General features: G+C 68.8%; 11 protein-coding genes. 7 read left to right on the top strand and 4 right to left on the bottom strand.

The genetic code is table 11. From position 1 onward, the window contains the following. Position 1 precedes the first annotated feature (1 nt). The gene (locus I3F58_RS08625; RefSeq protein WP_240107678.1) at positions 2-382 is read left to right on the top strand and encodes a hypothetical protein; all 381 of its coding nucleotides are present in this window, start codon (positions 2-4) and stop codon (positions 380-382) included. A 149-nt stretch (positions 383-531) separates the two neighbouring features. Then, positions 532-795, top strand: coding sequence for a hypothetical protein (locus I3F58_RS08620; RefSeq protein ID WP_240107677.1), 264 nt, complete (start codon positions 532-534; stop codon positions 793-795). Between the two features lie 700 nt (positions 796-1,495). On the opposite strand, the gene I3F58_RS08615 is transcribed toward I3F58_RS08620, so the two are convergent. Beyond that, positions 1,496-2,671: a helix-turn-helix transcriptional regulator gene (locus I3F58_RS08615; RefSeq protein ID WP_240107676.1), complete on the bottom strand. Its 1,176-nt coding sequence runs from the start codon at positions 2,669-2,671 to the stop codon at positions 1,496-1,498. 75 nt (positions 2,672-2,746) lie between these two features. Here I3F58_RS08615 and I3F58_RS08610 point away from each other — a divergent pair, with 75 nt between their 5' ends. Further along, the gene (locus tag I3F58_RS08610; protein WP_240107675.1) at positions 2,747-2,947 is read left to right on the top strand and encodes a hypothetical protein; all 201 of its coding nucleotides are present in this window, start codon (positions 2,747-2,749) and stop codon (positions 2,945-2,947) included. 331 nt (positions 2,948-3,278) lie between these two features. Here the strand turns inward: I3F58_RS08610 and I3F58_RS08605 are convergent, their stop codons facing one another. From I3F58_RS08605 to I3F58_RS08595, 3 genes are all read right to left on the bottom strand, one after another. After that, entirely contained in the window at positions 3,279-4,247 is a 969-nt protein-coding gene (locus tag I3F58_RS08605) for a heme A synthase (RefSeq protein ID WP_240107674.1), read from the bottom strand. 61 nt (positions 4,248-4,308) lie between these two features. After that, entirely contained in the window at positions 4,309-5,076 is a 768-nt protein-coding gene (locus I3F58_RS08600; protein WP_240107673.1) for an ABC transporter permease, read from the bottom strand. Between the two features lie 79 nt (positions 5,077-5,155). Continuing rightward, positions 5,156-6,082 carry an ABC transporter ATP-binding protein gene (locus tag I3F58_RS08595; protein ID WP_240107672.1) on the bottom strand — a complete coding sequence of 309 codons (927 nt, stop codon included), beginning with the start codon at positions 6,080-6,082 and terminating at the stop codon, positions 5,156-5,158. Positions 6,083-6,263: 181 nt separating this feature from the next. Here I3F58_RS08595 and I3F58_RS08590 point away from each other — a divergent pair, with 181 nt between their 5' ends. The 4 genes from I3F58_RS08590 to I3F58_RS08575 all read left to right on the top strand — a co-directional run bounded on the left by I3F58_RS08590 (position 6,264) and on the right by I3F58_RS08575 (position 10,076). After that, positions 6,264-7,067 (top strand): metalloregulator ArsR/SmtB family transcription factor, encoded by an 804-nt coding sequence (locus I3F58_RS08590; protein ID WP_240107671.1) that lies wholly within the window; start codon positions 6,264-6,266, stop codon positions 7,065-7,067. Continuing rightward, entirely contained in the window at positions 7,064-8,479 is a 1,416-nt protein-coding gene (gene sufB, locus I3F58_RS08585; RefSeq protein WP_240107670.1) for a Fe-S cluster assembly protein SufB, read from the top strand. The genes I3F58_RS08590 and sufB overlap by 4 nt, the downstream gene beginning before the upstream one ends. Before the next feature lie 104 nt (positions 8,480-8,583). Continuing rightward, the gene (gene sufD / locus I3F58_RS08580; RefSeq protein ID WP_240107669.1) at positions 8,584-9,759 is read left to right on the top strand and encodes a Fe-S cluster assembly protein SufD; all 1,176 of its coding nucleotides are present in this window, start codon (positions 8,584-8,586) and stop codon (positions 9,757-9,759) included. Then, positions 9,759-10,076, top strand: a complete 318-nt coding sequence (locus I3F58_RS08575; protein ID WP_240107668.1) for a bifunctional 3-phenylpropionate/cinnamic acid dioxygenase ferredoxin subunit — start codon at positions 9,759-9,761, stop codon at positions 10,074-10,076. Before sufD ends, I3F58_RS08575 begins: the two co-directional genes overlap by 1 nt. The last annotated feature ends 3 nt before the right edge of the window (positions 10,077-10,079 follow it).

Raw genomic sequence — 10,079 nt, 5'->3', positions numbered from 1 at the left:
TATGAGCTTGGATGGGGCCTCTCTAGACCTGGAGGGGTCCCATCCAAGGCGTAGAGGAGAAGTGAAAGGCTTGAGTCCGATCTGCATGAACCGGGGTGATGCAATGAGAGAAGATCAAGAAAATTCCCCCAGCGAGAGGAGGGAGTTGAGAGAAGCGATGCGCTCCGATGGTAAGGACGCGTTCCTCGGTGTCGTTGTAGCAGTGGTGGCGCTTGTTGTGATCGGCTTCTTCGCAGGGCTCTTCTGGAGCGCTGCGTCTGCTGGTGGCCTGCTGCTCGCCCTTGTGGTGATGTTCGTTTACTTCAGGGCGAGGGGAGTCTCTCGCGATAAGGCCTTGAAATGCGCATTCATTGCGGTATTCGGCTGGGGTCGCTGGGTCTGAGTTTTTGGCCGCTATGGATTATTGCTTCCAGGCTGTGATGTTATTGATGACAGGCTCTTGTGGTTCCCGGCGTCGAGTTGCTGACCTGAAGGGGCGAGTCGAGGTGGGCGGCCCCTTGAGCTTTTCATCTAACTCTCTCTGGAGGAAGCGTGACTGACCTCGCCAAGGAGCAGCTCTCGGTAGGTGGGCAACTGTTCTTGATCTTCAGCGTTGCGCTCCCCCTTCTCTTTGTAGGTGTCTGGTTCCTGGCTAATGCAAGAAAACCGGGCAAGATAAGCAAATTGCGTACATTGTCCGGGTTTTCTCCTCGTGGAGAGAAGGAGACGCAGATCCTTGCGCGCGTGCTGGGCGTGGGATTCACGGTCATAGGCGCCGCGGCGTTCATCGATGGTGTCGTCATCACATTCCGCTGAGAAGCGGTGTCGGGCGTAAGTCTCGGCATGTCTGGTCGATGCGGCCGGTTCCGGTGTCCCCGGAACCGGCCGCTCTCCGGTGACTGGGGCTTCTGCGGCTCCGGCGCTGTCCGGCCGCGCAGGCCAGGAGGCGTCCACAGCGTGCCTGCCGATATGCAGGCAACTGGGGAGGGAGTGACCAGGATGGGTGCTGGCGTTAGCGGCGGAGGGGAGGATGGCATGACACGGCGGAACATGGCGCCGGTCACGTTCGGCAGTGTCGGGCAGAGGATGGTCCTGGTCCTCGCGGGCCCGGCATTCTTCGGCCTCGGAGCGGGGATCCGCACCGACGATCCCACGATCCCCGGCATCGTCATCGGAGCCTCCGGCGGATGTATGGGGGCGGGTCGTCGCGGTCTGCGGGGCGCGGATCGGTGTTCGGGTAGACGAAGTCGGCATCACCCACCGCACTCTGCTACGCAAGGAAGTCGTGCCGTGGTGCCGGATCCGCGAGATCGCCGCAGGGTCGGGTGGCGGAAGCTCGCCGCTGCCGAACAGCGCTCCTGTACTGATACTGGACGACGACGGTGAGCAGGTCTTGATCGGCATGACTACGCCCAGGCCGGTGGGCGGATCGCCGTGGCGCCGAGCTACTGGAGGCCACGCCCTTCGGTGGGCTGCTGTTCTCCTGCGGGGCGCGCGGGCAGTCCAATCAGGTGCATCAGATTTCGTACGGATCGTCCCTCATGGTTGATTCGATCTCGTGCAGTGCCTCGCGGAGACTTCTGGGAGCACCAGGCAGATTCCTGCCTTGGTCGACTACTCGCTCCAAGATGTTGAGGGTCGCGACGCTGGCCATCTCTCTCACTGAGTGCATCAGCTTCAGAGTTTCCTGCTCCGCCGTCCACCAGTCCTCCACCTGGAGCAGGCTGTCCAGCAGCCGCACGCGGGCCACGTTGGCATAACCGACCCCCGCCCCGTCAGCCTCCATGGCCCGCTCCAAGAGGGGGATGGCCTTTGCATACCGCCCCGTCTCGTGGAGTATACGCCCTTGCTGCCTGTCGATCTCCTGATCCGAGACCCACCATGCCCAGGATGGCTCCGTACCCGGAGCGCTGTCCTGGAGTAGAGAGCGCGCCTTGTCGAAGACACGCTCGGCCTCTGTGGCTCGTCCCGAGCCTGCCAGACCCTGCCCCTCTCGCGCTCGGAACAAGGCCTCAACCCTTGGGCTCAGCCCCCCTTGATCAAGCACGGATCCGGCGATGGCCAGTTCTTCCCGGGCCCTGCCCGTCCACCCGGCCAGCATCCCGAGGTTCTGTAGCGTGATCAGCTCTGTGGAACGATCACCGGCAAGCTTCGCAAGGAAGATCGCTTCCTGGCCGTACCTACGGGACGCCTTGAAGTTCCCCTCATTGAAGAGTGCCCAGTTGGCGATTTCCGCGAGCTCGGCGGCGGCGGCCCGGATCTCGCGCTCGTACCGAGGCTCGTAATCACCCTCCCCAAGACGCCGGTGTACGGTCGCGAAGGCCCGGACGGCGCTCGCGGCGATGGGGAGACCGTGCAGTTCGTTGTCCAGGGCGATCAGCCGCTGGGAAATGCTTCGGATGCTCTGTGCGTAGTCGTCTCGGCGCTGTTCCCTCGTAGTGGGCAACAGCAGCGAGGCATCCGCTCCCTGCGCTCTCGTGAGAGCCGAAACCGGTACTCCGAGGGCCTTGGCAATGAACGGAAGCCACTCCCGTGGGGTCCGCTTGCCGGTTTCCCATCGGGACACCTCCTGGCGTCCTACGGGCTCCCCGACGACCCCGGAGGAACGACACACCTCGTATGCCAACCGTGTCTGCGACCAACCAAGTTGCCGACGAAGGCGCTTGATGTTGGCCCCGATGCTGCTGTGCATGGCTCAAGTCTGGCCTACAACTGGCCGACAGCAGGCCGCTACTCCTGGATCCGCTATAGGCGGACGCTGGCTGTCATGACCGAACCGACGCGCTACAGCACACGGCCCGTAGAGCTTCCCCTGCGCCTGACCGACCATGAGCCCGCCCCGGTGGACAGCTGTGCGGGATGTACCGAACTGGCCGAGGTCCGAGAACGTGCCCGAGCCGGGGGCGACATGACGACGGTCTCCGACTGCAACGTTCTCCTGCGCCGCCATCCGGAGGGGCACCAGTGACGGCGCCGCAGGCGAAGAGCACCTCCATGAACGCTGAACGTCCGCTGCTGACGATGCGCGTGTCCAGGGATTCTGGGAGGACCTGGGGGCCCACGAGGGTGATCCGCAGCACAGAGGACCTGGCGCCCATGTTCTCTTCAGCGTGGCCCCTCTGCCAGTGCCCCTGGAGTCCCGGGTGTGCCGCCAACACGACCACGTGACTCAAGCTCCGGCCGGGCACGTCGGGCGCATGACGGGCCCGGCCCGCTTCAGGGCTGTTCGGCGTGTGGGGGACACCATGGGGTGCCGAGAGGTGTGCCCCAGGCGCCGAGCGCTTGCCCCGCGTGGAGGCTCAAGCTGTGGTGGCTGGCTCCGTGGCCGCGGGCTGGGGCGGGACCGGGGCCGCCGGTCCCGACGGGCGTTCGCGCATCGCGAGGGCCAGCCGCAGGACCGCGATCCACAGGAGGGCCGAGCCGAGCATGTGGGTGCCGACCAGGAGTTCCGGGACGCCCGTGAAGTACTGGGCGTAGCCGATCCCGCCCTGGAGGAGGAGGACCAGCAGCAGGTCGCGGGCCCGGGCCCGGAGGTCGTCGGGGGCGTCCACCACGCGGAGGGCCAGGAACATCGCCACGGCCAGGGCGCAGACCAGCCACGCGAGCATCGCGTGGGCCTGGGCCACCGACGCGTAGTCGAAGGGCATGCGCGGGACGTCACTGCTGTCGCCCGCGTGCTTGCCGGAGCCGGTGACCCCCGTACCTGCGACGATCAGGACGCCTGCTGCCGCGACCAGCGCCCAGCCCAGTTTCCTCACCGGGCCCGGTACACGGGGTCGCGGGGTCGCGTCGCCCTCGCCGGCGCGGATCCAGGTGACGGTCGCCACCGTAAGCAGCGCGTTCGCGGCGATGAAGTGGCCCGCCACCGTCCAGGGGTTCAGGCCCATCCACACCGTGATGCCGCCGATGACCGCGTTGCTCAGCACGATCCAGAACTGGAGCCAGCCCAGGCGGCTGAGCCCCCGGCGCCACGGCTTCGTCGAGCGGGTCGCGATGATCGCCCAGCCGACCGCCGCCGACAGGACGTAGGTCAGCATGCGGTTGCCGAACTCGATCGCTCCGTGCAGGCCCTGCTCGGGCGTGGCGAACAGGCTGTCGTCCGTGCACTTGGGCCAGGTGTCGCAGCCGAGGCCGGAACCGGTCAGCCGGACGGCACCGCCGGTCACGATGATGACGACCGACATGACGACGGCGGCCAGCGTGGCTCGCCTGAGGGTGCGGGGGGACGGGGTCCAGCGCTGCGCGATGAGGGCGAGGGGGTTCAGCACGGGTTCATCGTAGGCGGGGGCTTGTGCATCCGTTCACGAGGGGGGTGCAAAGTGGACGCGCCTACTCCCAGCGGAAGAAGCGGGCCGCCGCGGTGAGCCCCGCCGCCGCCCAGGCCAGCAGGATGCCGAGCTGGCCCCACGGCACCCCGGCCCCTTCCTGGAGCACGTCCCGCAGTCCGCCCGACAGCGCCGAGATCGGCAGCAGTTCCAGCGCCGCCCGCGCCGCGTCCGGGAACTTGTCCAGCGGGACGACCACCCCGCCGCCCACGAGCAGCAGCAGGAAGACCAGGTTCGCCGCCGCCAGCGTCGCCTCGGCCTTGAGGGTGCCCGCCATCAGCAGGCCGAGGCCCGAGAACGCCGCCGTGCCCGCCACCAGGAGGAGGAGCACGGAGACCGGGCTGCCGTGCGGCGACCAGCCCAGTGCCAGGGCGATGGCTGTCAGCAGCACGATCTGGAGGATCTCCGTGACCAGCACCGACAGGGTCTTCGCCGTCATCAGCGCCCAGCGGGGGAGCGGCGACGCGGCCAGGCGCTTCAGCACCCCGTAGCGGCGCTCGAAGCCCGTGGCGATGGCCTGGCCGGTGAACGCCGTCGACATGACCGCCAGGGCGAGCACCCCTGGTGCCAGGAAGTCCACCGCCCTGCCCTCGCCGGTGTCGACGATGTCGACGGTCGAGAACAGCACCAGGAGGAGCGACGGGATGATCACCGTCAGGAGGAGCTGTTCCCCGTTGCGGAGCAGCATCCTCGTCTCCAGGGCCGCCTGCGCGGCGATCATCCGGCCCACGGGCGCGGCGCCCGGCCTGGGGGCATAGGTACCTGTGCTCATGCCCGAAGCTCCTTGCCCGTCAGTTCCAGGCTGTTCTTCTCCGGGGGACGACCCCCGGACCCCCGGCAGATGCGGTGCGTCATGCCCGAAGCTCCTTGCCCGTCAGTTCCAGGAACACGTCCTCCAGCGTGTGCCGCTCCACCGCGATGCGGTCCGGCATCACCCCGTGCTGGGCGCACCACGTGGTGACCGTGGCCAGCAGCTGCGGGTCGACCGTGCCGTGGATGCGGTACGCGCCGGGGGCGACCTCGGCGGCGGCCGTGCCGTCCGGGAGGGCCTTCAGCAGGGAGCCGAGGTCCAGGGCGGGGCGGCCGGAGAAGCGCAGGGAGTTCTCGGCGCCGCCCCGGCACAGCTCCTCGGGGCTTCCCTGGGCGACGACGCGGCCCGCGTCGATGATCGCCACGTCGTCCGCGAGCTGTTCGGCCTCGTCCATGAAGTGGGTGGTCAGGACGACGGTCACGCCGTCCGCGCGCAGCTCCCGCACCAGGTCCCAGGTCGATCGCCGCGCCTGCGGGTCGAGCCCGGCGGTCGGCTCGTCGAGGAAGACCAGCTCGGGGCGGCCCACCACGGCCATGGCCAGGGCCAGGCGCTGCTGCTGGCCGCCGGAGAGGCGGCGGTAGGCCGTGCGGCCGCAGGAGCCGAGGCCGAGGCGCTCGATCAGGGCGTCCACGTCCAGCGGGTGGGCGTGCAGTTTCGCCGTGTGGCGGAGCATCTCGTCGGCGCGGGCGCCCGAGTAGACACCGCCGGACTGGAGCATCACCCCGATGCGGGGGCGCAGCTCGGCTGCCTGCCGCCGGGGGTCGAGGCCCAGGACGGTCACCGTGCCGGCGTCCGGCCTCCGGTAGCCCTCGCAGGTCTCGATCGTGGTGGTCTTTCCGGCTCCGTTGGGGCCGAGAACGGCGGTGACGGTGCCCGCGCGGACGTCGAGGTCGAGCCCGTCCACCGCGGTTTTCGTCCCGTACCGCTTGACCAGGCCTCGGACCTGGACGGCGGACTCGTATCGCATGGGAAGGAAGTCTAAGGAGCCGCGCGGTGTGCGCGGCCCACGGGTCTCGGCCACACCCGGCCGGGGCGGCCCGGTGATCGTTTGCGCAGGTCAGGTTAGGTTTCCCTAAGTGATGCACGGCACCGTCGGGTGATCGGGGGGCGGCTTGTCACCCCCTCGGGAATTACGCAACAATGGCGTTGTGAAAAACGTCGGTGCGACCCCCGCAGCCTCCGGGGAGGAGTTCGCTACCGGGGAGCGCTCGACGCGCAACCGGGTCGCGCGGTCGATCCTGGACCACGGTCCGTCCACCGTGGCGGAACTCGCCCAGCGGCTCGGCCTCACCCAGGCCGCCGTCCGGCGGCACCTCGACGCACTCGTCGCCGACGACGTGGTCGCCCCGCGTGAGCAGCGTGTCTACGGGGCCCGTACCCGTGGCCGGCCCGCCAAGGTGTTCGCCCTGACCGACTGCGGCCGGGACGCCTTCGACCAGTCGTACGACACCCTGGCCGTCGACGCCCTGCGCTGGATCGAGCAGAACGCCGGAGGCGAGGCCGCGGTCGCGGCCTTCGCGCGCGACCGGGTCGAGGCCCAGGTCGAGACGTACCGGGAGGCCGTCGAGGCCGCACCGGCGGAGGCCCGCGCCGAGGCGCTGGCCAGGTGCCTGACCGCCGACGGGTACGCTGCCACGGCCCGCAAGGCCCCTGCCGGGCAGGTCGGCCAGCAGCTGTGCCAGCACCACTGCCCGGTCGCCCATGTGGCGGAGCGCTACCCGCAGCTCTGCGAGGCGGAGACGGAGATCTTCTCCCGGCTGCTCGGCACCCACGTCCAGCGCCTGGCCACCATCGCGCACGGCGACGGCGTCTGCACGACGTTCATCCCGCACGGCGCGCACGGCGACGACCCGGGACGCCGAAAACCGCGGAAGACCGCAGCCAGATCCGCAAAGACCCAGAAGACCCCTTCGACAGCATCCGTCAGTACGGCCGGGAGGAACCCCGCATGACCACCGAGATCAGCCACCCCGAGCTTGAGGGCCTGGGTCGGTACGAGTACGGCTGGGCCGACTCCGACGCGGCCGGCTCCGCCGCGAAGCGCGGACTCAACGAGGACGTCGTCCGAGACATCTCCGCGAAGAAGAACGAGCCGGAGTGGATGCTCAAGCTGCGGCTGAAGGGTCTGCGCCTCTTCGACAAGAAGCCCATGCCGACCTGGGGCTCCGACCTGTCCGGCATCGACTTCGACAACATCAAGTACTTCGTGCGGTCCACCGAGCGCCAGGCCGAGTCCTGGGAGGACCTGCCGGAGGACATCAAGAACACGTACGACAAGCTCGGCATCCCCGAGGCGGAGAAGCAGCGCCTCGTCGCCGGTGTCGCCGCCCAGTACGAGTCCGAGGTCGTCTACCACCAGATCCGCGAGGACCTGGAGTCGCAGGGCGTCATCTTCCTCGACACGGACACCGCGCTGAAGGAGCACCCGGAGCTCTTCAAGGAGTACTTCGGCACGGTCATCCCGGTCGGTGACAACAAGTTCGCCTCGCTGAACACCGCCGTGTGGTCCGGCGGCTCCTTCATCTACGTGCCGCCGGGCGTGCACGTGGACATCCCGCTGCAGGCCTACTTCCGGATCAACACCGAGAACATGGGCCAGTTCGAGCGGACGCTGATCATCGTCGACGAGGGCGCCTACGTGCACTACGTCGAGGGCTGCACCGCGCCGATCTACTCCTCCGACTCGCTGCACAGCGCCGTCGTCGAGATCATCGTCAAGAAGAACGCGCGCTGCCGGTACACGACCATCCAGAACTGGTCGAACAACGTCTACAACCTGGTCACCAAGCGGGCCGTGGCCTACGAGGGCGCGACCATGGAGTGGGTCGACGGCAACATCGGCTCCAAGGTCACCATGAAGTACCCGGCCGTCTACCTGATGGGCGAGCACGCCAAGGGCGAGACCCTGTCCATCGCCTTCGCCGGCGAGGGCCAGCACCAGGACGCGGGCGCCAAGATGGTCCACATGGCGCCGAACACCTCCTCCAACATCGTCTCCAAGTCGGTGGCGCGAGGCGGTGGCCGCACCTCCTACCGCGGTCTCATCGAGATCGGTGAGGGCGCCCCGGGGGCCAAGTCCAACGTGCTCTGCGACGCCCTGCTCGTCGACACGATCTCCCGCTCCGACACGTACCCGTACGTGGACGTGCGCGAGGACGACGTGTCCATGGGCCACGAGGCGACCGTCTCCAAGGTGTCCGAGGACCAGCTCTTCTACCTGATGAGCCGCGGCCTGTCCGAGGACGAGGCCATGGCCATGATCGTGCGCGGCTTCGTCGAGCCGATCGCCAAGGAGCTGCCCATGGAGTACGCCCTGGAGCTGAACCGGCTGATCGAGCTGCAGATGGAGGGCGCGGTCGGCTGACGGGCCCCCGTACCCCGCCGCACGGGCGCGGCCCCTTCGCGCCGCGCCCGCGCGGTCGCACGACTTGACGACGTACGCACGTAGGAAGAGAAACCACGACAGCCATGGCTGACAACATCCCGGTGGGCTCGACCACCGCCGGCTCCCTCGCGGTGGCCGCAGAGTCGACCGTCGCCACCCGCATGAGCGCCCCGCCGTCCTTCGATGTCGCGGACTTCCCGGTCCCGCACGGCCGCGAGGAGGAGTGGCGGTTCACCCCGCTGGAGCGCCTGCGCGGGCTGCACGACGGCACCGCCGTCGCCACCGGTGAGGGCGTGCGGGTCGAGGTGGCCGCGCCCGACGCCGTCACCGTCGAGACCGTCGGCCGCGACGACGCCCGGCTCGGCAGGGCCGGTACGCCGGTCGACCGGGTCGCCGCGCAGGCGTACTCCGGCTTCGAGAAGGCCACCGTCGTGACCGTGCCCAAGGAGGCGGTGCTCTCCGAGCCCGTCCGTATCGGCGTGCACGGCCAGGGCGGCACCTCCTTCGGGCACCTGGTCGTCGAGCTGGGCGCCTTCGCGGAGGCCGTCGTCGTCATCGACCACACCGGTGACGCCGTCCTCGCCGCCAACGTCGACTACATCCTGGGCGACGGCGCCAAGCTGACCGTCGTCTCGGTCCAGGACTGGGACGCGAAGGCCGTCCACGTCGCCCAGCACAACGCGCTCGTCGGCCGCGACGCCGCCTTCAAGTCCGTCGTCATCACCTTCGGCGGCGACCTCGTCCGGATCCACCCGCGCGTCGAGTACGCCGGGCCCGGCGGCGAGGCCGAGCTGTTCGGCCTGTACTTCACCGACGCCGCCCAGCACCAGGAGCACCGCCTCCTGGTCACCCACAACGTCCCGCACTGCAAGTCCAACGTCGCCTACAAGGGCGCGCTGCAGGGCGACGACGCCCACGCCGTGTGGATCGGCGACGTCCTGATCGAGGCCGCCGCCGAGGGCACCGACACCTACGAGCTGAACCGGAACCTCGTCCTCACCGACGGCGCCCGGGTCGACTCGGTGCCCAACCTGGAGATCGAGACCGGTGAGATCGCCGGCGCCGGACACGCCTCCGCCACCGGCCGCTTCGACGACGAGCAGCTCTTCTACCTGATGGCCCGCGGCATCCCGGAGACCGAGGCACGCCGCCTCGTCGTCCGCGGCTTCTTCGCGGAGCTGGTCCAGCAGATCGGCCTCGCCGACGTCGAGCAGCGGCTCATCGAGAAGATCGAGGCCGAACTGGAGGCGTCCGTCTGATGGCCTTCGTCCGCGTCTGCTCGACGAGCGAGCTGGAGGAGGACACCCCGAAGCGGGTGGAGGTCGACGGCACGCCGGTCTCCGTCGTCCGCACCGAGGGCGAGGTCTTCGCGATCAACGACATCTGCTCGCACGCGAACGTCTCCCTCTCCGAGGGCGAGGTCGAGGACTGCGCCATCGAGTGCTGGCTGCACGGCTCCAGCTTCGACCTCCGCACCGGCAAGCCGTCCGGCCTTCCCGCGACGCGCCCCGTCCCCGTGTACCCCGTAAAGATCGAAGGGGACGATGTGCTCGTCTCCGTCACCCAGGAGTCCTGAGTC

This window comes from Streptomyces sp. MUM 203J (genome assembly GCF_022414595.1).
Classification (GTDB): Bacteria; Actinomycetota; Actinomycetes; order Streptomycetales; family Streptomycetaceae; genus Streptomyces.
The sequence above is the reverse complement of the archived record's forward strand: the minus strand, read 5'-3'. Positions and strand labels throughout refer to the sequence as shown.